The following is a 25,067-nucleotide window of genomic DNA, read 5'->3' as shown; positions in this document are numbered from 1 at the left end:
CATTGCATCTGCTACAGGATCTTTAGGGTTGTAATGCCTCTCCCTGCCTTTGGGGACTCGTAGCGCACCTCGACCTCCCCCGGCCCCTCAGCTTCGATTACCCAGCTAAAAGTGGCCATGTTCTTGTCCCTGGTGTTTAGCCTCTCGTATCGAGATCCCGTAAGAGTCTTATTTAGATATCCTTCCAGATGGAAAGTCTCATGCCTCGCCCCCTTGATCAGATTCATCCCCGCTCCCAGCTTGAGGGTAATTATACCCGGCTTTGTGGCCCCGATTTCTACGGCCTGTTGCATTATGTAGGTTGGGAACGCCCCTAAATTCTCCAAGGTGACTGAGACTTTGTACAGATTCCCTCCAATGTCTGTTGATGAGGCCTCCCTTACGCTTAGTCGGGGCAGGTACTCTCCAAGTTTAACGGGGAAGCCCATATTCCTATCTATCTCATCCTCCAGGAACTCCACGGGGGGGTTCCTCCAGAGGAACTTTTTGATCCATCCCCCTACCTCTATAGGGCCCAGCTGAGGATGATTGAACAGGTGCCACTCCACGAAAGCCTTACCCCCAAGTTCCTTCTCGTTCCAGGCCATGAGCTTCAATTCCTGCTCTTCGAGCCTATCGGGAGTGTTGTAGAATCCGCCTCTCTCCATGAAGTTCCCCATTCCAAGCCGACTGATGAGGTCCCAGACCTCCACGGTGGTGCAGGGTATCCCTCTGTGAACCGTCATATATGAGGAGAAACCCCCGCCCGTCCCCCTCCGCTTCACGCTGGAGCGGAACGGGTAGCCCGTCTGCTCCACGAAGACCGAGTTGATGATCTCGAATAGCTTTCGATCCTGGGAAGGGAGCTCTAAGTATTCTGAGTAGCTAAACAGGACTCCGCCGTGAGTGTGGTAGGTGACCCCCACGCAGATGTTTGGGTGGCCAAGAATAAAGTCTGCGATGGCTCTGGTCTCGGGCTCGGATAGCGGATAAGGGCCGCTTCCCCTGCCGGGGTTCTCGGTGCCCCAGTTCCCGGGCCAGTTCCCGCCCATGTTGAGGCCCCAGCGGGAGGGAGCCATCTTGATCTCCTTCTCACCCTCGTAGTTCAGTATCATTCCTTCTGGGTACATCCTATAGAAATCCCCCTCCCGGTCCTCTGGCCTCCTCTTGACCATGAGCCGTTTGTCCTGTTCCATGGGCTTCCACTCCCCCGCTGGGTCTGGGATCCTCATCTTTACGATGGACCCGTCCCCGTCGATGTCCTCAAGGTAGAGGCCGTGCTGGGACGCCCGCCACTCCTCCTCACTAAGAGGGTACCATCTCCCTCCACCAGTCTCAATATCGGCGCTGAGGACGTAATAGGGGGTTGTGAGGACGAATTCCCCCCCATCGGGGTCCACCCTAGGTAAGATGTAAAAAGTTGTATTACCAAGTAGCTCTGTGATTCGCGGATCCTTTCCGTAGCTTGATAGCAAGTGACTGATGGTTTTAAGACAGACCATAGACCCTGTAGGCTCGCCAGCGTGGGTATTCCCGTCAACCCAGACGGCGGGTTTGCACTCCGGGGGCCCCGTCCCAAAGTCAGTTATTTCCATGACCCAGATGTCACGGCCCTCAATACTCTTTCCCGCTGATGTCAACTTGGCGAGGGAGGGATATTCCGTGGCTAGCTCATTCAGGGCCTCAGTAATCTCTCCGTAGAGGTAATAATGATCAAATTTCAACTTTTTCAAGGATGATGCCACCTTGCAGATCGCGTATCTACCTGACGCATAAACATAGATATAACATTTCGACAATTCATCTAAAAGTGAAGCGGAAAGAACATAGTTAATTTAGACCTCTAGGGCTTTCTGATGGTCATATTTTTCCCGAGAGGGTACGTGTTGTGATCGATGCTTATTTGATCTCCCTAAGATGGGTGAATTCATTCACCGAATAGGGGATAACCGAGAGTAAGTTAGTCATATGGGTGTTAACAAGCTTCACAGACCTTTTCGAGGACCTCCTTTAATGCTCGCGGTCTCAGTTAGTTCTAGGGCTTTTATACCATTAAACAAATTTGGGAAATAAGTTAGATAGGCTCTCCTTGGGGAATCCCGAGGGGCTTAGTGAGCTTCACGGCGGTAGGGTTCTTTTGGTAGAGCTCGATCAAATCCTTGGAGAACAGATAGTGGGCTCTGTAACTTTCGTCCTTAACATTTTTCCCCTGTTTCCCGAGCCATTCCTTGGTCTCGTCCAGTTTGAGGTAGGCAATTGAACGCACACTCATTGCAGCCTCTCTGTTAGATGACAGCTTTATGAGGTTGTAGAGCACCAAGCTGTTCACCATTCTACCCAGCTCCGCGTGGTACCCGTTTTCATATGTTTTCTTCCAAGTGACCTCAATCAGGGCGTCAATAACCTCCCCGAGACTCGGAGTGTAATCGTTCCTAGTGTGGTACTCAACGACTCTGGCCGCCCTCTCGTGATGCAACAACCGCTCAACGGTAAAGTTGGCAGCTACCTCAGCCGCACCTAAAGGGTCAAATGGATTCCCAGTACGTCCGGGAAAGACATCCCTATTTATCAGTGATGGTTCCTGCAGTGTCAACTTGTGGGGACCCAAGCCCCTTAGCCTCGGTGGCATTATCTCCAGCACCCTCTCTGGCATTTCAAGGAACTCGGGGTTGATCGTTCTCAACACAACCTCAATGGCGTGCCTCTGCTCGTCCCCGGATACTATCTCGGGGTCTTTTTGAGTGTCTCCTCTGAGGGTATGGTTATAGTAAAGGCCGCCTATCTTGCTGCAGGCTGCCTCTGTAGAGAATCTGTGGTAGAGATATGTAGTTACCAAGGGCTCCTCAAGCAGCGCCATAGGCATACCTGGTTTGATCCTCCGCTCTGAAAAGCCATCCAGTGCGATCTTTCGAATCTTTATAATGCGTTCCAACTCGTCCACTGGGTCAGTCCTGTTCACCCAAGGGTTGTCTAGCGGGTGGTCCCCCGCTGCCCCTGAGCCCTGACCAGGCGCGAAAAGCAGCCCCCTCTCGAAGGCGCCATCAAGTATCAACTTGGACTCCGAGTCTACGTCTGCTCCTTTTGGATAGTCCCGGTATCCGAAATTGATATAGACTTTGTCCCACTCTCCGACGCCTGTTTCATAGGCTTCGGAGAGGTCGAGTTTGCCGTCATCGTCTATCTTCACCCACATGGCGGGATAATCCATCACTGAGGACCTACCGTTGACGTTAGAAGCAAAGTTATGACCCACCCCCAAGGTGTGCCCCACCTCATGAACCGAAAGCTGCCTAATCCTAGCGAGTGCCATCTCAAGCATCTCTGATGTTTCGCTACCGTCCTCGTAATCAGCAATGAGCCCCTCTGCGATCATGAAATCATGCCGGATACGGAGGGAACCCAACGCAACCTGCCCCTTTATTATCTCCCCCGTCCGGGGATCATCAATACCAAAGCCGTAACTCCAACCTCTTGTAGTGCGGTGCACCCAGTTGATTATGTTATACCTTATATCCAAGTTGTCAGCACCCTCAGGGAGCACCTCACACCTGAACGCATCCTTGTACCCCGCCGCCTCGAAGGCCTGGTTCCACCACGCAGCGCCCTCCACCAATGCTGACCTAATTGGCTCAGGGACACCTCTGTCAACGTAGTAAACTATAGGATCTACAGCCTCCCCGTACTCCTCCTTCGGGTTCTTTTTCTTTAATCTGTGGCGCCTGATGAGTTTTTTTTGAATGGATTGGTCCACTGGAGCGGAGTAGTCATTGTAAGTGTTAGACCCGAACATAGACCTCAGATCCCAGAGCCTAGGTTCGAAGTTATCAGCGGGTAGCTGGATGAAACTGTGATGTTGCCTCATAGTAAGCAGCTTGGGCTCTACGGCGACGCTAGTGACATAGCCCCCGGGGGATCTCCCCTTATAGGTAAGCAAAGCCTCGAACTCAGTGTTGAGGGGAAAATTCTTGGTCTCGGGCATCCAAATTGCCGATTTTGATAAGTCAACTTCGTATTCCCCCTCATCCATCTGCTTGAGCCTAGTGATGACATCCTTCTCGTCCCTCATCAGGAACTCGGTGGCGTCCACCAGCACCCTTTCCCCCTCCTCGGTATCCACCTTAAACCCCCAGATTACGGCGGATGTAAAGGAATCGTCGACGTCTTTTATCTCGTCGGGGTTTCCACTCAGCGCCCTATAGCTGTAATTGGGTTGGAAAAGGAGGACCTTTGGCCCGATTCGGTGGAAATATACAATCCTTGTCTTTCCAAGTTGGTTTCTGTCCAGTCCAATATCATTGGAGCCTAGGCCAGCGGAGAGGGCATTAACATAAAGGAACTCTTCGTCCCAATTACTGACCTCTAGCCAGATCTTGCCTTCCTTCTCGTCCCAATAGAAGTTGTAGAATCCCAAGTACTCGGTCATACCTTCGATCTTATCGGTGATGGTTTTATGGTCGTCACGTTTGACTTCTTTTCCCATAGATGTACTATCCTACAAATCAACATTATTTGTATTTTTTAAGGATTAAACATTCGCGCGCTTTGAAAAATCAACACTAGAAAATCAGATGTTAGTGTTTCAAAAGAGTGCAGACAATCGTGCACGGTTCATTTCATCTCGCGCGAGTAAGTGAAAGTGTCTCTTCATTGATCAGTGTCTAGATTATTATCTCTCTTTAAATGCCTGAATAAGGCATTATAATATTCAGTTCACAGTATCCAATATTTCCTTTATTATGGTCTTGAGTTCAGTGTTATTCAGGTCTTCCAGCGCGCGTTGCAGTTAATGGATAAAAGAAGTTATGAAGAGGTGTCATCCAACTCGTTAAACTCAGATTTGCTCATGTTCCAATCTAATGCTCCAATGTTCTCCAGAGCATGGTCCACTTTAGTGGCACCGGGAATTGGAATCACCAGGTCATCCCTACGAAGTAGCCAATTGATAGCTACCTGACTAACACTCCCTCCATGGTCCTCAGCAATTGATAGAATAACAGTCTCCAATTTAGACTCATTTTGATTTCCAACTGCAGCCCTCGAAGAGTTACCAGCGATTACAGCCGAGGCTAGCTGTCCCCTCCCAAGAGGACGGTAAGCTACAAGAGAAGCATTGAGGTCTTTACAAGCATCAAAGACACCATTTGTTTCAGTCATCCGATTCAACAGGCTATACTCAACCTGATTTGCGGCCAGCTTTAGGCCATGTCTTTCAAGTTGAGCCACAGACCTCCTCATCTGCTCAGCATCAAAGTTACTAACACCAACTGCACTTATCTTCTCCGAAGTCCAAGCCTCAGCCATATAATCCATAAGGGCCTCAATACCCTGAGCGGACGGAGGCCTGTGTATATAATAGAGATCCAAAGTCTCCTCTCCCAACCGTTTTAACGATCCATCCAGAGCCTCAAAGAAATCACGCTCAGTACAACGGTCAGAAGAGGGCCTATATTTACTAGCTATAACCGAGTTTCTCCCATCGCGTTTGGAACAAGCTCCAAGAAGACGCTCAGACTTTCCACCAGTGTATACCTCAGCTGTGTCAAAGAAGTTTACGCCATTATCTAGCAATGACTTGTATACTTGGAAGACCGGCTCATCATTCTCACCAAACGCCCACCGGTTCGTTCCAATACCGATTTGTGAGACTCTAATATCTGTGGAGCCAAGTAAAGTAGTTCGGCTCGAAACAGAGTTAATATGCACCATGTGATTATCCTCGATTTAAAGGGTGTATTTTATGTTTATAACTCGTGCGCGCGGGAGATTCAGCACATAGCCTTGAGTTATTCAACCCAAAAAGAAAAAGTCTACAATCAAAGGGTGATATCTGAGGGTTAAAAATAGAAAATGAGATATCTGGCGGGCCCGGTGGGATTTGAACCCACGACCTCAGGCTTAGGAGGCCGGCGCGCTATCCATACTGCGCTACGGGCCCAACGCCAGAACAGAGGACACTCACACCCATAAATAAATACCCCCACCGCACCCACATATCAAGCAGCGGGGGTACCCGAGGCTGGTCAAAGGGGCGAGACTTAAGATCCCAACCACGGGTAAGACATCTCGTAGCTGAGGCTTTCGCGGGTTCAAGTCCCGCCCCCCGCACCAAAAAAACCCACTAAACCAGATAAACGAAGAAGAACAGTCTCGTGCGAATGAAATAGACATTATTATTAACGTTTAGCTTACTTATTGATACTCTACGACTTTACAAGAATGGGACCTTTCTCAGCGCGCGATATGCATAGGGCGACGTTCTTGAATTTCCAGCAGACGAATGTTCGATCGCGCGCGAGAAGATTTTCTCTTTCTAGGGCGCGTTTTGGAAGGAGAGCAATAGCGTGATACTGACTCTCCTGGAGAAGTATTATCCTATCACAAAGGCAACATACATGCCTAACCTAAGGCTGGGAGACAGTCACTATGTGGCTAGTTCCCTGGAGATAGTTGTAATTTGCTGATTTCCTATTGTCTCCTAGTTGGGAATAAGCTCCCGCGCACGATGGGTGAGATTTTAAAGGCTTAACTGTTTCTAGGTGCATTTCCTGTGTAGATATCTAGAGGTGTCTGGCCCGTGACCTTGGAATTTTTTATGAGAAAATCTCTGAGTTCATCCTCCTCGGAAAAGATCCGGGTGGCGTACCATTCGAAGAAGGGGCTGGGTTCGTATGGGTAGTAGACGTAGACCATCTTGCCGAGGGCTTTGGCGTAAACCATCTCGCACATGACTCCTGCGCTGATTGCGGCACGGGGATGGTAAACGACAACCATGGCGCTGTTCTCGATGAGCTTATAGTCCGTGTCGATGATCTGGAACCGAAGGTTTTTGATGCTGGCCTCGAGTTCAAGGGCGTCGATCTCCTCGCGGATGGCGCCGGTCTTATACTCCATAGTGAAATTGAGCTTGTTGGGACGGGGCTCCCCGGCAACGATGGCGGCGTTGACGGTGCGCCTCCAAGCCTCTACGGTGTTCCAGTCTTTGATCATATAGGGATCGAATACGACATAGTATTCACTGAGGGTCTTGCCGAACTCATGGATGTTATTGAGCATGACCTCGTTTTCCCCAGTAATGGGGTGACTAAGGTAGACCTTTTCGCGACCGTGGCTCCAGATGACGTCTTGTAGAAGCTCAGGACCATTCTCGTAAGCGACGAGTTGGACCTCTGGACGAGGGGTAAAGAGCTTAGCGTGGTTGTAGGCGAGACTGATCTCCTCGCGGCGCCAGTTAGCGATCTCGCCTAGGGTGAAAGTATGTCCCTGCCACTGAGCATCGTGACTGAGGCGGTCTCTGACGCGTAGTATATCATCAAAAATGATGATTATAGCATCAGGTTTGAGGGCTTGGATCTCGTCTTCATAGAGGCCTTGGAATCTGTTGCCTTTCCATTCGAAGTGAAGGGGTGTGCTAATAATGTGGTCTCCGGGACGTCTATCTATTTCTTGGGTAATCTTATGGATGGCGGCTTTGTGGTAGGTTTGCATGCGTTGGGGACTGCTATCGTAGAAGTCGAGAATGTTCAGCTTGGTAAGGTTGGTGTCGTCAAAGCGGGCCTCGTTTACAATATATTCGAATAGGTGGTGATAGTTGAATGTGGCGTGTTCCCTCATTTGGTAGAGAAGGTCATCTCTGCCGTTGCCTGGGGAGCCAGTACAGATAATGACTCTTGGTTCGGGGGTCATAGACCTTTCATTGTTCTGGTGTAAAGGTGAGGATATAAATGGCGTGTGTAAGGGTGGTTTAGACGTCACCGTTCTGCCGGATCTTTCCTCTTATGAGGGGGAATGCAACACTGAAAATATTCTTGTTTGCAGACCTAAAAAATGACGCGCGCGTCAGGTTTGGATTCACTGAAAACCTAATAGGGGGTCAGTCTTGGCAACACCATTTGTTCCGACAAGGTTGGCATGTGCGCTGACCTCAGGTCCATACCTGAGGTGAAGGAAGCCCATCCGGCTTATTGAGTGTACGACATCATCTTGATCATTGAGTAACAAACAATACAAGAGCTAAAAAAAGGCATACGCCTCATGTTGGGAGTCTAAACAGGATCCAAAGCACCCTATTAATAATCGTAGTCTGATAAGGGCAAAGGTGTTTTCGCGTGAGACAATTTGGGCTCAGTGATGTGAGCCGTAGAAATTAGTCTCAACAAGACTCCTTTCTCCGTCCAATACCTCCACGTAGACTTTCGCGGCAATCTCTCGTTCAATGCTGGTGGTTTCATTGCCCACCTTTACTTTCAGAGGGCCATTAAAGGCCTCAGCTTTTATGATCTCGATCTCGTCTCCCTTGAAAAGACCCAACTCCTTTAGGAGGATGCTTCCATCATCAACCGGGATCACGATCCCTCTCTCACCAGTCTGAAGGTGGGACAATTCTGTGAAAGGTCTAGCCTCGCCCCTCTCGCTGATAATGGCGCACTCGTCGCAGTTGGATGCGTTCAAGGTGCACCGGGGTATTGGATTCCCGTCATCTGGACACGTCTGGGGGTTGTCTAGGGCGTTGCAGAGCGCGTACGCAGCCTCGTCAGAGAGGGCGTGCTCCATCATGCAGGCTTCATCGTGGACCTTATCCTTGTTCATCCTCAAGTAATCATAAAAGAACCGCTCCAAAAGCCGGTGTTTCCGGACAATTTTCTGTGCCCTAGCCATCCCTCGCCCGGTGAGCACCGCACCTTTGTAAGGCACGTAGATGACAAAGCCCCGGTCCGCAAGCTTCTTGACCATTTGAGTAACGCTGGGGGGAGCTACCATGAGCCTCTTGGCCAGCTCGGTGTTCCTAGCAAGCTTCCCATTGTTGTTAAAGAAAAAGATCGCCTCAAGGTATTCCTCGATGCTATCACTACCCAGGGCCATCTAAATTTAGGCGAAACTAAAATATTTAAATGTTGTTGTGGTCGGCTCAACTGGAGACTAGAACGAATATTTCGCTTGCAATCTTTTCATCCACCGCTATCTGAGTCTGCCCAACCTTGAAGACGAAGGAGGGGTATCTCTGAATCAGTGAGACGTCGAACCCAGGGAGAACCCCCATTGCCATGAGCTTCTGAATACTTCCTTCACCGTGGGTGTGGATATACCCTATCCGCCCTCCCTGTCCTATGTCCATCTCCGAAAGCGGGTAGACCACACGGTTAGCCTCGTCAAGTCCCTCCTTGCAGCACTTACCAGGGGGGATAGGGTTACCGTGGGGACAGACCTTTGGATGTCCAAGAAGGATGCAGACGTTCTCCTCGATACCGCTCCGGAGGACATGCTCGAATCTACATGCGGCGTCGTGCGCCGCGCCGGGCTCCGTGTTGATAACATCCATGAGCAGCCTCTCTGCTAACCTATGCCGCCTTACCACTTTCCTCGCCTCTCGTAGGCCTTTGGGAGTCAGTGAAACAGTTTCTCCCTTGACGTCGATCAGAGCCTCGTCTCGGAGCTCCTTCAGCCCAAGGCCGTTTAATTCAATTTCTGGGTCTTGGAGGCTTGTACGAGCTTCCGCTTCGTTTGCGTTGTCCGTCCAAAGCCTCTCAAGTATCTCTTCTGCGTTCTCACTTAATTCCATTCCAGTTTCTCCATCGTTTAATCATCTTAAATAACTGGGGCTCTCCTGGGTTCTCGAAACCGCAGTTAGGGCACCTCAGCATATCGCAGTCTCCTTTCTTCACAAAGCAGTTTTCGCATGAGCTCATGATGTCTCCTCTCTTGAAGTCTAACCCGCACAGTGAACATCTCATTACATAGGCACCCCCGCGATCATGAAAGCTATTTTGAGGAGATAGCCAACGAGGAATGCGAAGGGAAAGACGAACAGTGTAATATAGGCAGCCATCCTTGAGCCCCGTTCCTTTATGTTTACCGCGATCTGGGCAATACACGGGAGGAAGAGGGTAAGGGTCACCGCCGCGATAATGAGCTGGGGATTAGCGAGGAGTCCCTCCTGATGTAGGTCGAAGAGCCCAGCCGCCCCATAATCCCTCCGGAAGAACCCGAAGAGGAAAATCACTGCGACTTCTCGGGGCAGACCGATCCAGCTCACGGGGTACGCAAGGATCCCAACCAGCAGGTCAAAGACGCCGCTAATCTGTCCCAGCCAGATTAGAATGCTCGCGATAATGAACATCGGGAAGACCTCCCGAAAATACCACTCCATTCGGGTTAATGTCTTGATCGCGACGTTGTTAAACTTGGGTACTCTTAAAGGAGGAATCTCCATGTGGAACGTAGGCATCTCCCCGGGCATTAACCTAGCAGAGAGGAAGCCCACTAGCAGAAATAGCCCGAAAACCACTACCCCCCAGATCAACAACCCGTTGGGAGCTCCGGCGAGGATCGCGAAGATCACTCCGAGCTGGGCTGAGCATGGGATCGCCAATGACAACAAAAGTGTGGCTATAACCCTCTCCCTCTTTGTCTCCAAGGTCCGAGTAACGATGGTGGCCATAGTGTCGCAGCCAAAGCCTAATACCATGGGGATCACGGCCCTGCCGTTGAGCCCAATGCTCTTGAAAACCCTGTCGATGAGCATCGCCATTCGGGGGAGGTATCCTGAATCCTCCATGATTCCAAACGCTATGAAATAAGTCCCCACAATGGGCAAGATAAGGGCAATGGCATACCTGACTCCTAGGGTGAATATCCCATAATCCCCTACAAAGAGGTCGCTGACGATAGACCATGGAAGCAGTCGCGTAAAATGAGTGATGATGAAGGGGTTGATCTTTTCCTCGAAGATTGATGTTTCGAGATAGTCCACTACGATCTGGGCTCCAAAGTTACCAACGAACTGATACATTACGTAGATCACAAAAACAAAGATGGGAAGACCCGTCACCGGGTTCATCATTAACCTGCTGAGGTGCTCACGACGAGAGATTACCTCACTTTCAGGGTATGTAGTTACCTCCCGGACGATCCTTTTCGCCTCCACTCGCCTCGTCATGGCGATGACGTAGTTCATAGAGTGATTATATAGGGCAGCAGTCTGATTGATGATGTCCTGGATTGCATCCCAACGCTCAGCCTCCTGTGATTTGACTAGATCCTTGATATCTGTGTCATTCTGGAGCAGGAGTAGGGAAATTATACGTTTTGACAGCTGGTAATCGCCGTGGAGGAGCGAGCCGATCTCCTTTAGGGCCTTTTCAACCCTAGGATCATATGTTATTTCAATCTTATTGGACATAGTTGGTGATCTCCTTTCTTAGCTTGTCCATACCTCTACCGCTGGTCGCGACAGTGCCCACTACAGAGACTCCAAGCCTCTTTGAAAGCCCCTCCAGATCGATGATAATCCCCGCTTCCTCGGCTTCGTCCATCAGATTGAAGACCACGATAAGGGGGAGTCCCGCCTCGATGAGCTGGAAGGTCATTAGGAGCATTCGCTCCATGTTCTTTGCGTCAATGAGCTGGAGGACAACGTCTGGCCTCTCGTTAAGTAAAATGGAGCGGGCAACTTTTTCGTCTTCTGTAATGGAATATAGGCTGTACATCCCCGGGGTGTCCACCACCTCAAATGGGACGCCACCGAACTCACCTTGACTCCGTGTTACCTCGACAGTGGTTCCAGGATAGTTGGAGACGGTGGCGTAGCTCCCGGTGAGGTTATTGAACATAACGCTCTTACCGGTGTTCGGGTTTCCCACTAGGGCCAGCTTCCTGAGACCTGGTTGGGAGACCGAAAGTGGGGCCTGGTTACCGCCGCTATGGTGTCCTTTTTGGCCCATTATCCCTCTGCTATGCCTTTTCTTCGACTTCAAAAATATTTCAGACATCTAGTTCGGATCTCACAATTGGATGTTAATGCTTGCGTATGGTAAAAGATTTAGGAGAGCCTAAATTATTTAAGGGTTTGGATTAGTCTAAGAAAAGAGATAAAAATCAAAGAAACATTGGAAGTGCCCCTAATTTCTAAGCAAGGCTATAGAAGATCCTGGGTGTTTCAGGATACCCCCCTTCTGCCCTTAGATTGACCTTTTTCTTCAAGAACCCGCGCGCGACCAGCTTATCCATGAAGCCAAAGTATTCGTTAACGAACCTGAAACCCTGGAGGTACTCCTTCCTGAAGCTCTCCGAAGAGACCCCGAACACCTCCGCCCACCCATCTGGATACAGGGCATCCCAGAGCTTCTTGACGCCGATCTCTTTCTCCTTCATCACTATCTGTAGAATCGCATCAGCTGCTCTCCCCTCGTCCATCTTCCAGTCATAGAGCCTCCGGCTCGAGTCCATCGTGGTGACCTCTACCTTCCCTCGGGTAAGCTTTAGTATGCTATTCTTGGGTGGCTTGAAGAGTCTATCCATCTCATAGGCTATATCGTGGAAACCGAGGGGGCTGCTGCAGAACATTGCCTCGTCGTCTCCCACCGCAACGACGCAAGGCTGATACCAGTTAGCGATCCAGACAGTCTCTGGGTCGTCGGGAGTTATCACGGCCAGAAGAAAGCCCCCAACGAGCTGGGATGTGACCGCCCTCAACGCCTTCTCTATAGACATTCCTCCCAACAGCTCGTCGCTGAGCATGTGGGCAGCGATCTCGCTGTCCGTAATGGAGTCAAGACCCTCTACATAGGACGTGAAAGAGTGAACGTCCCTGAGCTGTTGCCAGTGCTTCCTGTAATTGTAGATAGTTCCGTTGTGCATCAGCGCCAAGTTCCTGGCGTCATCAAGGAAAGGATGGGCCATCTCTGAGATATTGAAACGGGGATCGTCCCGGGCGCGGCTGTTGTAACGGCTATGGGCGATCCCAGCGGTCCCTTTTAGGGATCCGATATCTGTTACGTGCCTCACCCGTACAACAGGCCCTGAGTCCTTCACGACTCTTAGGACGCCCTGATCAATGACCCCTAAGCCAGTGGCGTGGCCTGCGTAAAGGGGCTCCTGGAGCTCCAGGGCCCTGAGGAGAAGAGGAATGATGGGCCGGTCTCCCACATAGGCGGCTAGCTGACACATTTTGGCCAACCATATTTTAGAACGCACAGTTAAATAAATTTCAATTCTGACCGCTGAGTAGAAGCAGGTCGGTCAGCGCCCCTTTGAGTACCGTAATACTATCCAAATAGTCCTGAACCCCTATATGCTCGTAGGATGTGTGGTCCAAGTGAGGATCTCCTGGGCCATATGTGATGGTGGGCGTCCCTGTGGCCCTTCCGTAGATGTTCATATCTCCCGTCCCCGTCTTATTGATGAGACCCACTTTCGCTTTTCGGTTCCTCCATATAGAACGGGAAATAGCCCTGACTAGAGGAGACTTTTTATCGGATAGGTAAGGTTCGGTATGGCCCAAGATCTCCACGTAGACATTCACGTCGGGATTATCCACCCTATATGCGTCTATGAGGGCGAGGAGTTCAGCGCTAAGCCTATCTACAGATACAGCAGGGGGTATTCTAGCCTCAACCAAGATTTGGCAGCTTGAAGGAACGACACTACCTATCCCTCCGCCCTTGATCCGTCTCAGGCAGTAGGAGACGGAATGGAATCTGCTTTCAGAATCCTCCTCTGGTAACTGGAGGGACTTGACCTGGTGCCAGATTCCCATCGCTTTCTCAATAGCGTTTTTAAAAAGCCATGGGGCCGAGGAGTGCCCCGTCTCCGTCTCGCAGTCAATCTTCAGTACTAAGCCTCCCTTATAACCCACCGTGATGGTCTCGACATTGGTGGGCTCGCCGAAGATAGCATAGTCAGCCTCTAGCCCGTCATTAACGAGGTTCTTGACGCCGGTGCTCATTCCCTCCTCATCCACGGCACCCACCACAATGAGGGTTCCGGAATGACCGTCGTCGACCAGTCCCGACGCCGCCATCACCAATGCAGCCAGGGGGCCCTTAGCGTCAACGGTTCCCCTCCCGTAGAGGATCCCATCCTCAAGGCGGACGGGAAGTTCGGGAGGAACTGTGTCCATGTGGCCACACAAAAGCACTCTAGGGCTACCATCCCCATGTTCTCCGATAACGTTACCGACAATATCTCGCTTGACTAGAAAACCCAGCTCCTCCATTCGGGAGGATAAAAAATATCCGACCTCATCCTCCTTTCCTGAGGGGCTGTACCGCTCCACCAGCCCTCTGAGAAGGTTAATTGCTGAGTCTTGCATTCTCCTCTCCCTCTAGGACCTCGTCCAGGACCGTGAGGGCCCTTTCGATCTGGCCCCGATCTATGATGAGAGGGGGGAGCATACGCACCACTTTTCTCCCAGCGTCTAGGAATAGGACTCCACGCTCCAGTGACCCCATGATGACATTCAGAACGTCGAACCGGAGTTCCAAACCCAGCATCAGACCCCTACCACGGGCTCCTCGGACGATCGTGTACTTTTTCACCAGTTCCTTCAGCCTTGTGAGCATATATTCACCATTAGTCTTCGCCCGCTCGGGAAGCCGTTCATCTTTGAGCACGTCGATGGTTGCACATGCAGCTGCACAAGCAACCGGACCTCCCCCAAAGGTGCTCGAGTGGTCTCCCATCTTGAGGGTGGACATCACCTCCTCCGTTGCCATGGTAGCGCCCATAGGGAGACCGCTCGCGACTGCCTTGGCGAGGCACATGATGTCAGGTTCGATCTCATAATGCTGGCAGGCGAACCAGTCCCCTGTGCGCCCAAAGCCCGTCTGGATCTCGTCTAGAATCAGGAGGATCCCTTTGTCGTCGCAGATATCCCTGAGCCCGGGGAGGAAATCATCCGGAGGGACATTGACTCCGCTCTCCCCCTGTATAGGCTCCACGATTACAGCTGCGGTCTCATCATCGATGGCCGCCTCCAACCGCTCAAGCTTACCATAGGGGACATGTTTGAATCCTGGAACCAACGGCTCGAATGGTGTCCGATATTTCTTGTTCCAAGTCGCCGACAAAGCGCCCATTGTCTTTCCGTGGAAAGCCCCCATCATCGAGATGATTCCGGTTTTCCCCGTACTTCTCCTCGCAAGTTTAAAAGCGAACTCTGTTGACTCGGTCCCGCTGTTAGATAAGAAGGCCCTCTGGAGACCATCCGGGGATATGGTAGATAGCCTATGCAAGAGCTCGGACCTTGCCTTGTTGTAGAACGTGCCATGACAGGAGAGTAGCAGCCCCGCCTGGTTCCTTGTTGCCTCAACGACCCTAGGATGGCAGTGCCCAGTTATTGCGACACCGTAGTTACTAGTGCAATCGAGGTATTTCCTTCCCTCGGCATCCCAAAGATTCGAGCCTCGTCCGTGAGTGATCACAATAGGCCTCTTCCAGTATGTAGAGGCCATTGAAAGATTCTCCTTGTCGACAATCCATTTGCTTATTTTTTTATCACCGTACCAGCTTTGTGTTCTAGTGCCAATTCAATCGGGTTCTTAATGAAACCGGAGGAGATCACGACCTCCCCGACTCCGCCCTCCAGCGCCTCAATGGCCGCGTATAGCTTAGTTATCATACCGGGGCCGATACCCTCTATAACAGTCTTGGCCTCGTAGATGCTCAACGCATCAACCGACTTACCGGCCACAAGTATATTTGCTACGTCGGTTAGGAGTACCAAGTTTTCGGCTCCCATCGCCGTGGCTAGACTAGAAGCCATCCTATCCCCATCGACGTTGAGGGGCTTTCCCGCCTTACTCATTGCAAGACTGGAGATGACAGGTATGTAGCCGTTATCCACCAGCAGTCCTAGGAATACCTTGTTCACCCCGTCGATCTTTCCTGTGTAGCCCCCCTCTATCAGCATTCTCCGACCCCTCTCATCCACCGCTACGATCTTCTTTTTCCTCGTCGCCCGGACAAGGGCCCCATCAAGACCGCTAAGTCCTACCGCTTGGACACCACGACCCTGGAGGGCTGAGACGATCTCCTTGTTGATCTTGCCAGCCATTACCATGGTGAATATCCCGGCCTCCTCGCGGTTAGTGTACCTGCTCCTGAATCCTTTAGGGGAGACTATGAACTTAGGGGGATGGCCCAGTTCCGTGGAGATCCTTGTGACAACGTCTCCACCCCCATGAACTAGAATGATTTTATTTTCCTTGGTTATAGAGACGATGTTATCAACGAGAGCTTCTGGTAAACCCTTGGAGATGAGGTCTCCACCGATCTTGATGACAATCAATTCATTCACTTAGTGTAGCCCAACGTGCTCCAACCCCGTCCGCTCGTCTAGGCCCTGCATCACGTTGAAGCACTGAACTGCTTGTCCCGCTGCACCCTTTACAAGATTGTCTATCGCGGAGAACACTACGAGACGCCCGGCGTGAGGGTCGAGCTCGAAGCCTATGTCGCAGAAATTAGTACCTGAAACTACCTTAGGATCAGGTAGTTGGTATAGCCCCTTCCTCGACTTAACAAGACGGATAAACGGCTCGTCTGAGTAGGCTTTCCTGAATGCAGTCCAGATATCCCTGTCTCTCAAGGGACGATTGAGCCAAATGTGGATTGTCGCGAGGATGCCTCTCGCCATATTCACAGCGTGAGGCGTGAACCCCACCTTCAGGAGGTGCCCACCCGCCAGAGTCAATTCCTGTTCGATTTCGGCTATGTGTCTGTGACCCACCACCTTATAGGGTCTTAAAGCGCCGAACCTCTCAGGGTGGTGGCTTGCTAGCGTTGGGTCACTTCCACCCCCAGAAGATCCTATTTTTGCATCGATCGTAATCCTCTCTTTTTCAACAAAAGCTGTCTTTACAAGCGGGGCAAGCCCAAGGATAGACGCCCCGGCCATGCAGCCTGAGCAAGCAACAAGATTGGCCCCCCGGATCTCTTCTCTATGGAGTTCTGGGAGACCGAAGACGGCATCAGAGAGCAGCTCAGGGTGGGGATGCTCCCAGCCGTACCACTTAGGGTAATCCTTGGGATCGTTGAGACGAAAGTCTGCACTCAGATCCACAACTCTTACACCTGCCTCCAAAAAGTCACCAACCATGTCCTTGGAGACTCCGTGGGGAGTTGCTAGAAATATGAGGTTGCAGTCTTCAGTCATCCGAGGTATACTGGGAGGTGTAAACTTTAACTTGGTGCTACCTCGGAGGTTGGGGTGGACCATATGTACAAACTCCCCTGAGAATCTTGAGGATGTCGCGAATTCGACCTCCGCTTCAGGATGAGGTAGAAGTAGTCTGAGGAGCTCTCCCCCTGCATATCCTGAGGCCCCCATGATTCCGATCTTCACTATTATTCATCCTTAAGAGTCAACGAGTCCAATAGCACACGTTAAAAGGTCTTGGGCAATGTCCACCCCGCCCACAATACGAGTCTGCTCCCAGAACTCGGGGCAGGCGTTCCCCTCATGGAAATAGATAGAGTCTCGACACTTTTCCAAGGTCTCGTCCACCACACTCTTGATGTAGGCGTAGGGCTCCGAGGCCATGTACTCGTTATAGGCCCGGGTAATCTCACGGTTGTATGTACGGAAGTTTCTCTTTTTATTGGGCATCTGCTTAACCATAGTCACTTTGCGGAAGTGTTCCTCTAGGTCATCAAAACTTTGCCTAAGGACCTCCTCACCCTCCGTGAGATCGTCTCCGATTCGGGGCATCGCATCCAAGGCTATCATCCAGGAAGCCTCGTTACCCCCCAGGGCAAGAGCGCTGGCCTCAGCCTGCCTCCGAACTACTGTGGGCAAATGGGCTCTAAAGACCATGTTTCCGAGGAAGGTGTTAGTTCTGAACTCTTTAAAGCCCCCTCGAGCAAGAGCGGTCTCGTGGCAGTGTGGAGCCTTCCCTTTTTCTTTTCGGACCACTATCCGGAGGTCGTAAAACCATTTGGGGATTAGCTCCTGGGCAACCACCCCTGATGGATTGGTAATCGTGGGCGACACATTCTTGAGGATTCGAAGCAATTCGTCGGGTCCCTCTGCGAGGGTGACGCCTAACCCGTGGGTTCCCGCGTCGGGCTTCACCACGACCTTCTCACTTCCTAGGTCCTGGGAGATTAGGGCAGAGATGTTTTCGCAGTTATCCTGGACATCTCCTAAGACTGTCCGCTCTTTAACGTTAGCTGACAGGTAAATTGTCCTGGGCACCCTAATACCGTTGGTGGCAAACGCAAGCAGTGTCCTCACCTTGCTCTGGCATGCCTGCTCCACCGTCATGGGGTTCAGTACTTGAGCACCAATAGCTTCGAAGATATCGGTGGCGTACAACCTGCGGCTCTTGCTCTGGGTCCTATTCAGCACTACCCGGATATCGCTAAGCTTAGCAGTGTAGTCCTTACCAAGACTACGGTAGGAGAATCCATCAGTATCGAATGCTACTGACACCTTGTGAAAAGGGAAATATTCAAGATCGATTTCCATTTCCTCGGCCGTGAGACGGATGCCCAACTCGTCTGTCTCGATTCGATCACATAACATCGCTATATTTGCCATAAAAAGCACCAATTAACCAAAAAAACACAAGATCCCTCTCCGGGGGCCTTGTGCTAGGCTACTCTCCCCAGTCTTCACCCTCAATCAAGAGTTCCTTCAGTTGCTTGCCACCGGAGTCATCGTTCTCGATAACATAATCTAACCCGCAGTCGGGGCATCCAATTATCTCTCCGATAAGAGCATCATTGGGAACGTCCATGCCAGCTCCGCAATCAACACATGTATTTGTCATCGTTTAATCATACCTTTTTGATTGTGTTATAACGTAACTCGTTATACACGAAAGTAATAAGAATTGTGACACTAATACCCCATTTTTTGGGTTTTTTGTCCCAATTCAGACATGGGTTGGTTTATTCACCCCAGTCTTAAAGGTATATCAATATTTCTTCAGGTGCTTGCTCCCGGATTCATCCATCTCGACTATACCATATAGCCGAATTTTGGACATCCAACGATCTCTCCTAAGAAGGAATCGTTTGAACGGTCTAAGGTAGTGCCGCAAGCCATACACGCAGGTACAAGCCCTATTTGTACCATTCTAAAGGATGCCAATCCCGGATGGCGTATAATTCATAAAGATTTCGAAAAATAACGGAGAATAAGTTATATAAAATAAAGAAAAATGGCACGAATCGTAGAAACTACTAGAGAGTTCGCAGTACTATCACTGTGTTGGTCTTAACGACGCCGTCAAGCTTCCTAATCTCCTCGATGGTTTGGTTAAGCCCCTCTATATTCCGCTGCGAGACAACGCAGACGATGTCATATTCTCCCGTCACCTCATAGATGCTTTCGATCCCAGAAAGAGACTCCACCTTCTTGGATATAGCGTAGGTCGGGCTGGAGGGATCCACCGAGATCATGGTCAAGGACCTCACCCTAATGGAGGGAGCTACTTCTATCGTGAATTTTCTGATAGTGCCAGAATTTATGAGGGCCTGGATTCTGTTTCTAACGGCCCCCTCGGATAACCCCACCGCGCTCCCGATCTGGACGTTAGACTTCCGGGAGTTCTCCTTGAGGGCGTTGATGATCTTCTCATCTATCTCATCGACCATATCGCATTTCATTTGGTTTAAACTTAAAAAAGGGGTTGGATCAGCCCTAAAACCATAATTCGCGTAATATGGAATGGGTTTACTACTCGTTGGTTTTTAAGGATCCCTTTCATACAGGCAGACCGTCCTCAACTGATCTCTTTCATCTTCCTGTAAGTGCTGTAGTCTATGTATTCACGTAGGGGACTTTCGATCTGGTCCTCTAATCGGACCAGCCTCCCCCTCTTTTCCAAGATCTGCTCAGTCACTGTGAAAATATAGGCGTCGCTCCCTGCCCCCGAGCCGTAGCTCACCATGAGGATCCTCTCTCCTGGATCCGCAATGTCGAGAACCGCCGCGAGTCCAGTGAGGGTAGATCCAGAATAGAGATTGCCTATCCGGGTTACCACGAGACCCGTGTCGATCTGATCTCTCTTGAAGCCAATCTCGGTCGCGACTCTGAGGGGGAACACACCATTAGGGGAGTGGAGGACGATGTGGGCAAAGTCTCCGGGCGCCATACTACTTTTCTCCAGTATTTTATCCATTGCGTTCCGGGTGTGTTTATAGTAGGCGGGTTTCCCGGTAAAGCGCCCTCCGTGCCTTGGATACCGCTGGCCCTCACGACGATAAAAGTCGGGAGTGTCTGAGGTATAGGAGACGTAGTGATCCAGGGTAGCGATAACGTCCCTCTTACCTATGATGAACGCCGAGCCCCCAGCTCCTACGGTACGGTCTAAGGCGTCCCCAGGAGCCGCCTGTGAGTTGTCGGCCCCGATGACCATGACGTAATCTCCCTCGAACTTGGAGTAGTCGACGAGGGCTGCGGCGTCGATGAAGAGGTCCGAGGCGGCCTTGCATGCGAACTGGGTGTCAACGCCCCCAGAGTAGAACCCCCCATCGTGAGCTATCCCGAGTTCCAAGGCCTGAATCACCGTAGCCATAATGGGCTTCACGGCGTAGGCTGGGGATTCTGTGCCCACAAAGCACTTCCTGATAAGCCTATTACTCAGAGCAGAGTGGATCAGAGCCCGTTTCCCAGCCTCCACGGCAAAGGTCACAGTGTCCTCATCCATGAATGGCACAGTTCGCTCTTTGACCCCAAGGGTCCCGGAGGGCTCGTTCTTTATCCTGAACTTGGGGAGGTAAGCACCATATCCCACGATGCCGGGTGGCCCGATGTTGTTAGAGGGTTTAATCGTCTCGAATTCCTGGTAGGGGTAGTAATCCCCCTCAAGGCTGAAGTTGAGACTAGAGTAGTAAACTAGGCCACTGGCCCCGTCGGCATAGTTCCTCCTGAACCGAGGCACGACGCCTCTCCCAATGAGCCCAGAGATTTCCCCACCCTCAGCACAGGGGATGCGGTCGGTTATCCGGCCGGGAACCTTGAAGCCTTCCTCGGGGAACTGGATGATCCCGGTAAGGAAGGGGCCAAGGTGTTTGAACTTGTTGGTGGAGGTTGCTATCATGGTACCACTGAAGAGCTCGCCCTGTTTGTAGAAATAGTCCTCAGGGAGCATGGTGCTGTCCCTCCCCTCTAGGTCGCAAAAGGATTTAGGGGGGAAGTATACTTTGCCGCAGTCTGCACACCTCATAGTGCTGATCCGGTAGTCCACTAGGGCGTTCCGCCTCGCTATGGGCTCACTCATCAAATATCCCTCCTAAGTATGTGTACCGTGGCGATACCCCCCGTCCCCCCGATGTTGTGGCATAGGGCGATATCAGGGGGTGTGTCCACCTGGTTGCCCCCCGCCTCTCCCCGGAGTTGCTTGAAGCACTCATAGGCCTGCCGTATACCGGTGGCCCCCACGGGGTGACCATCAGCTTTGAGGCCGCCCCCCGGATTAACGATGAGTTCTCCGCCCTCTTTCGCATAAGGGATGTGTTTGGAGCCCTTGAAGGACTCGTAGCTCTCATGGATGCCCTTCCACGACTCTCCCGTCTCATAGAATCCTGCGTCCTCCAAGAAGATAGCCTCCTCAATGGTGAAGCAGTCGTGGACCTCCGCTAGGTGTATATCTCCAATGTCGAGACTGGCCTGAGAGAGGGCGGCGGTAAGTGTGAGCTTAGTGGTTTTAATGGACGTGAGACTCTCCCGGGTGAACAGGGAGACGTCATCGCTGGCCTGCTGGCTCGCCACTATGTAGATGGGGGTATCAGTAAGCGTACTCGCTGTTTTGGGGCTCGTTACAATTAGAGCTGATGCTCCATCCGAGATAGGAGAGGAGTGGAGGAGGCGTATAGGGTCTGCAACCATTGTGGAGTCCATTACGTCCTCCACGCTAAACTTTCTGCGGAAGTGGGCGTAAGGGTTCCCTAAGGCATGAAGATGGTTCTTACTGGCAATCATCGCGAGCGCCTCTAGGCACCGAGGGTCACTTAACCCATAGTCGTAGATGTACCTGGTCATCATGGTAGCGTAAAGGCCTGGGAATGTGAAGCCGGTGTCGAACTCCTTGGGGTCAGCGGCGAACATCAGGTCGTCGCTCATCTTATAAGACCTGTCTGTCATCTTCTCAAAGCCACCCACTAAAACAGTGTCGTAAACCCCGGACTGAACCGCGATGCACGCGTTGAAGAGGGCGGAACCTCCCGAGGCGCAGGCGGCCTCCGTCATGGAGATGGGGATATTAAGACCGAGCTCCCTGGACATGTAGCCGGGAATGAGCCCCAGTTTATTAGTGGTCTGATATAGGAAGCTCCCAAAGAAGCATGCCTGGAGGTCCTTGCGACTCAGGCCCTTGTCCACTGACTCAATGCATTTTAGGCCGGCCTCAAAGAGGAGTTTCTCTGGGTTTTGGTACCACAACTCGCCGAATTTGGTCCGACCTGCACCAACGATAGCAGCGATTGGTTTGGAGTGTTCGTTGTGAGTCAAGATAGGGACGGGTAATACGACAATTGCCTATAACATTTTCGACTATTGTCGGAGTTAAATGCCCACACGATCCGAAAGATACAGGCGATACTCCTTGAAATTGCCTCAGTTTGTAGAGGATGTAAACGGCCTGTAAGGTCTGGTGCTTAAATATGAGTCTATAGAGCCTTGATTATCGCGTCAGTGACCTCAAGGGTAGTCGAGTTCCCACCGATGTCTGGGGTCAGATGCTTGCCCTCCATGAGGACTGAGATAACTGCAGCCTCCAATTTGTGAGCCCATTTATCTTCCCCAATGTGCTCAAGCATCATCTTCGCAGAGAGTATGGCAGCCATGGGGTTAGCTATACCTTTCCCTGCGATGTCGGGAGCGGAGCCGTGGACAGGTTCAAACAGAGCGTAGTCATCCCCGATGCTCGCGCTGGGAGCGAGACCTAGTCCCCCAACCAGTCCGGCTGCCTCATCCGAAAGGATATCACCATAGAGATTGGGGGCCAAGATTACATCGAAGATCTGAGGCTTCATTACTATGTGCATCGCGGCTACGTCAACCAAAAGCTCGTTTACCTCCACCTCTGGGTGCTCCTCCGCAACCCCAAGAGAGACATCTCTAAAGAGGCCATCAGTCTTCCTAAGGACGTTCGCTTTCGTCACCAATGTTAGCTGCCTACGCCTGCTCATCGCCAATTTGAAAGCGCACTTTGCGATCCTCTCAGACGCTTCCAAGCTTATCACCCTGAGAGTATAGGCCCGATCCCTGTCTCCGAATTCGATCCCACTATACAGGCCCTCGGTGTTCTCACGGACCACTACAAGGTCTACCCCATCCCTAGACCACCTAACAGGACAGCTCTTAGCAGGCCTGATGTTCGCGTAGACCCCTAATGCTTTCCTAAGAGTCAGGATAGCGCTGCTGTAGTTCGGGATACCTAAAGGAGTTGTCGTGGCCCCGAAAAGGCATACGGGGTTTTGCTTGATCCCTACTATCGCCTCATTAGGAACGGGATTTCCATCCCTTTTGAAGACCTCATATCCAACGTCGAAGCGATGGAAATTAAATTCCAATCCCGTACTCTCCAAGGCCCTTACCGCCTCAGGGACGACCTCCTTGCCGATACCGTCTCCAGGTACAACAGCTACGTCATACATATCCTTCATCCCGGAGAAAATTAATCAGTCCCCCCTTATCCACTATCATCTGGATGAATCTTGGGAGGGGTTCAGCCTGGATCAGCGTCCCCCTCGTAGCGTTGCTGATCTCGCCCGTACTGATATCGATCTCAATGTCATCAGCATCATCAATTCCATCCACCCCCTTACAGATGAATATTGGCAGGCCGATGTTCACTGAGTTCCTGAAGAAGATGCGCCCAAAGGACTTGGCCACAACAGCCTTTATCCCAGCAGCCTTTATGGCAATTGGTGAGTGCTCCCTGGAAGACCCGCAGCCAAAGTTCATCCCTCCGACAATGATGTCCCCCTCTCGGACCTCCTTTGAAAACTCCGGCCTATACTCGATGAACGCAATTTTCCCTAGCTTGGCCTTATCTGTGGTAACGTTGAACCTCCCCGGGGTGATGAGGTCAGTGTTGATGTCATCCCCAAACTTCCAGGCCCTCATAGAAACCCTCTTGGGTCCATTATTGTCCCCGTTAGAGCAGAAGCCGCGACCGTAGCGGGAGAAGCTAGGTATATTTTGGAACTTGGGTGGCCCATCCTCCCTGTAAAATTCCGGTTTTGGGTAGTGATGCATGTCTCTCCGTCGGCCAGGACACCACCCCACCGACCTATGCATGGTCCACACCCCGGGTTCGGGACAACTCCCCCCGCCTGGAGTATGGTCTGTATATAGCCCTTGTTGAAGGCTTTCAGATAAATCCTGGTTGTTGCAGGTATCACGACAAGCCTCACGTCGGGATGGACCTGGTTCCCCTTGAGGATATCCGCTGAAACCCTGAGGTCCTCCAGCCTACCGTTGGTGCATGTTCCTATGTATGCCTGATCTATTGCCACATCATCAACCTCGGTCACAGGCATAACGTTGTCTACCTCTGAAGGACATGCGATCTGAGGCTCAACATTATTGATGTCGAACTCTATCTCATCGGCATAGACGGCGTTTCGATCGCTCCTGAAGGTCTTCCCCTCCCTCCCCAGATAACTCACGGTCTTGTCGTCAGCCTCGATTACGCCGTTCTTAGCCCCCATCTCGACGGCCATATTGCAGAGGGTGATCCTAGAGGGGACGCTTGAATCCCTCACGTAGTCACCACCAAACTCCACCGCCTTATAAAGAGCTCCATCACTCCCAAGCTCCCCTATGATGGTTAGAATCATATCTTTTGCATAGACACCCTTCCCGGGGGACCCCGAAACTTCTATTTTTATGCTTTCCGGCACCCTAAACCAGCATTTTCCGGTAGCTATGGCACCGGCGGCGTCTGTTGACCCCAACCCGGTACTGAACGCCCCAAGGGCGCCCTGTGTGCATGTGTGAGAGTCTGCCCCCACAACAATATCTCCAGGGGAGACGTAGTCCTCAACCAGTAACTGGTGACAAACGCCGTCGCTGCGGAAGTTGGAGATCTCCTCCGACTTGACGAACTCCCTTGAAATCTTGTGGAGGCTAGCCGCGTCCACTGAAGGCGCTGGGTAGAAATGGTCGAAGACAAGGATGACTCTATCCTTATCAAATACCCCCTTCCCAATCTCGGAGACTCCCTGGAAGGCGAGAGGACCAGTGGAGTCGTGGACCATCACATAGTCTAGGTCTGCCACGAGATAGTCCCCAGCAGAGGCCTCAGCCACGTGTGATGCATTGGCCAGTAACTTCTCTGTAATCGTTGATCCCATTT

22 protein-coding genes and 2 tRNA genes are annotated in these 25,067 nt (G+C 51.4%); 1 reads left to right on the top strand and 23 read right to left on the bottom strand.

Translation table 11 applies throughout. The features are described from left to right. Positions 1 to 11: 11 nt before the first annotated feature. From QGG23_03040 to QGG23_03025, 4 genes are all read right to left on the bottom strand, one after another. Complete coding sequence (locus tag QGG23_03040) at positions 12 to 1,778, bottom strand: M14 family metallopeptidase (GenBank protein ID MDP6048408.1); 1,767 nt, start codon at positions 1,776 to 1,778, stop codon at positions 12 to 14. Positions 1,779 to 2,053: 275 nt separating this feature from the next. Beyond that, positions 2,054 to 4,459 (bottom strand): zinc-dependent metalloprotease, encoded by a 2,406-nt coding sequence (locus QGG23_03035; GenBank protein MDP6048407.1) that lies wholly within the window; start codon positions 4,457 to 4,459, stop codon positions 2,054 to 2,056. Between the two features lie 320 nt (positions 4,460 to 4,779). Next, the gene (locus QGG23_03030; GenBank protein ID MDP6048406.1) at positions 4,780 to 5,685 is read right to left on the bottom strand and encodes an aldo/keto reductase; all 906 of its coding nucleotides are present in this window, start codon (positions 5,683 to 5,685) and stop codon (positions 4,780 to 4,782) included. 151 nt (positions 5,686 to 5,836) lie between these two features. After that, positions 5,837 to 5,914, bottom strand: a tRNA-Arg gene (locus tag QGG23_03025). 65 nt (positions 5,915 to 5,979) lie between these two features. On the opposite strand from QGG23_03025, the gene QGG23_03020 reads away from it, so the two are divergent. Beyond that, positions 5,980 to 6,087: transfer RNA gene (locus QGG23_03020), tRNA-Leu, on the top strand. 414 nt (positions 6,088 to 6,501) lie between these two features. On the opposite strand, the gene QGG23_03015 is transcribed toward QGG23_03020, so the two are convergent. From QGG23_03015 to QGG23_02925, 19 genes are all read right to left on the bottom strand, one after another. Beyond that, positions 6,502 to 7,662, bottom strand: a complete 1,161-nt coding sequence (locus tag QGG23_03015; protein ID MDP6048405.1) for a hypothetical protein — start codon at positions 7,660 to 7,662, stop codon at positions 6,502 to 6,504. Positions 7,663 to 8,100: 438 nt separating this feature from the next. Next, positions 8,101 to 8,838: a metal-dependent transcriptional regulator gene (locus tag QGG23_03010; GenBank protein ID MDP6048404.1), complete on the bottom strand. Its 738-nt coding sequence runs from the start codon at positions 8,836 to 8,838 to the stop codon at positions 8,101 to 8,103. 46 nt (positions 8,839 to 8,884) lie between these two features. Next, a complete protein-coding gene (locus tag QGG23_03005) occupies positions 8,885 to 9,535 on the bottom strand; it encodes a metal-dependent transcriptional regulator (GenBank protein ID MDP6048403.1) in 651 nt (216 codons plus the stop codon). Next, on the bottom strand, positions 9,522 to 9,662 hold the full coding sequence (locus QGG23_03000; GenBank protein MDP6048402.1) for a hypothetical protein: 141 nt from the start codon (positions 9,660 to 9,662) through the stop codon (positions 9,522 to 9,524). The genes QGG23_03005 and QGG23_03000 overlap by 14 nt, the downstream gene beginning before the upstream one ends. 44 nt (positions 9,663 to 9,706) lie before the next feature. Continuing rightward, complete coding sequence (locus tag QGG23_02995) at positions 9,707 to 11,155, bottom strand: ferrous iron transporter B (GenBank protein MDP6048401.1); 1,449 nt, start codon at positions 11,153 to 11,155, stop codon at positions 9,707 to 9,709. Then, the gene (locus QGG23_02990) at positions 11,145 to 11,744 is read right to left on the bottom strand and encodes a FeoB small GTPase domain-containing protein (GenBank protein MDP6048400.1); all 600 of its coding nucleotides are present in this window, start codon (positions 11,742 to 11,744) and stop codon (positions 11,145 to 11,147) included. Before QGG23_02990 ends, QGG23_02995 begins: the two co-directional genes overlap by 11 nt. Positions 11,745 to 11,880: 136 nt before the next feature. Then, positions 11,881 to 12,921: a hypothetical protein gene (locus tag QGG23_02985; GenBank protein ID MDP6048399.1), complete on the bottom strand. Its 1,041-nt coding sequence runs from the start codon at positions 12,919 to 12,921 to the stop codon at positions 11,881 to 11,883. A gap of 40 nt (positions 12,922 to 12,961) precedes the next feature. Further along, entirely contained in the window at positions 12,962 to 14,065 is a 1,104-nt protein-coding gene (locus tag QGG23_02980; GenBank protein ID MDP6048398.1) for a M20/M25/M40 family metallo-hydrolase, read from the bottom strand. Continuing rightward, on the bottom strand, positions 14,046 to 15,206 hold the full coding sequence (locus QGG23_02975) for an aspartate aminotransferase family protein (protein ID MDP6048397.1): 1,161 nt from the start codon (positions 15,204 to 15,206) through the stop codon (positions 14,046 to 14,048). The genes QGG23_02980 and QGG23_02975 overlap by 20 nt, the downstream gene beginning before the upstream one ends. 32 nt (positions 15,207 to 15,238) lie before the next feature. Then, positions 15,239 to 16,051, bottom strand: coding sequence for a [LysW]-aminoadipate/[LysW]-glutamate kinase (locus QGG23_02970; GenBank protein ID MDP6048396.1), 813 nt, complete (start codon positions 16,049 to 16,051; stop codon positions 15,239 to 15,241). Then, positions 16,052 to 17,098, bottom strand: a complete 1,047-nt coding sequence (gene argC, locus QGG23_02965; protein ID MDP6048395.1) for an N-acetyl-gamma-glutamyl-phosphate reductase — start codon at positions 17,096 to 17,098, stop codon at positions 16,052 to 16,054. 12 nt (positions 17,099 to 17,110) lie between these two features. Next, positions 17,111 to 18,295, bottom strand: a complete 1,185-nt coding sequence (locus QGG23_02960; protein ID MDP6048394.1) for a hypothetical protein — start codon at positions 18,293 to 18,295, stop codon at positions 17,111 to 17,113. Positions 18,296 to 18,353: 58 nt separating this feature from the next. After that, positions 18,354 to 18,527, bottom strand: coding sequence for a lysine biosynthesis protein LysW (locus QGG23_02955; protein MDP6048393.1), 174 nt, complete (start codon positions 18,525 to 18,527; stop codon positions 18,354 to 18,356). 415 nt (positions 18,528 to 18,942) lie between these two features. Continuing rightward, the gene (locus QGG23_02950) at positions 18,943 to 19,356 is read right to left on the bottom strand and encodes an Lrp/AsnC family transcriptional regulator (protein ID MDP6048392.1); all 414 of its coding nucleotides are present in this window, start codon (positions 19,354 to 19,356) and stop codon (positions 18,943 to 18,945) included. A 128-nt stretch (positions 19,357 to 19,484) separates the two neighbouring features. Further along, complete coding sequence (locus tag QGG23_02945; GenBank protein MDP6048391.1) at positions 19,485 to 20,984, bottom strand: hydroxymethylglutaryl-CoA synthase; 1,500 nt, start codon at positions 20,982 to 20,984, stop codon at positions 19,485 to 19,487. Next, positions 20,984 to 22,213 (bottom strand): beta-ketoacyl synthase N-terminal-like domain-containing protein, encoded by a 1,230-nt coding sequence (locus tag QGG23_02940; GenBank protein MDP6048390.1) that lies wholly within the window; start codon positions 22,211 to 22,213, stop codon positions 20,984 to 20,986. The genes QGG23_02945 and QGG23_02940 overlap by 1 nt, the downstream gene beginning before the upstream one ends. 158 nt (positions 22,214 to 22,371) lie before the next feature. Next, the gene (locus tag QGG23_02935; GenBank protein MDP6048389.1) at positions 22,372 to 23,361 is read right to left on the bottom strand and encodes an isocitrate/isopropylmalate dehydrogenase family protein; all 990 of its coding nucleotides are present in this window, start codon (positions 23,359 to 23,361) and stop codon (positions 22,372 to 22,374) included. After that, positions 23,354 to 23,833 (bottom strand): 3-isopropylmalate dehydratase, encoded by a 480-nt coding sequence (locus tag QGG23_02930; protein ID MDP6048388.1) that lies wholly within the window; start codon positions 23,831 to 23,833, stop codon positions 23,354 to 23,356. Before QGG23_02930 ends, QGG23_02935 begins: the two co-directional genes overlap by 8 nt. Further along, entirely contained in the window at positions 23,830 to 25,065 is a 1,236-nt protein-coding gene (locus QGG23_02925) for a 3-isopropylmalate dehydratase large subunit (protein MDP6048387.1), read from the bottom strand. The genes QGG23_02930 and QGG23_02925 overlap by 4 nt, the downstream gene beginning before the upstream one ends. Between the last annotated feature and the right edge of the window lie 2 nt (positions 25,066 to 25,067).

The sequence above is a fragment of the Candidatus Bathyarchaeota archaeon genome (genome assembly GCA_030739585.1).
Classification (GTDB): Archaea; Thermoproteota; Bathyarchaeia; order TCS64; family TCS64.
This window is presented reverse-complemented; position numbering and strand designations above follow the sequence as displayed.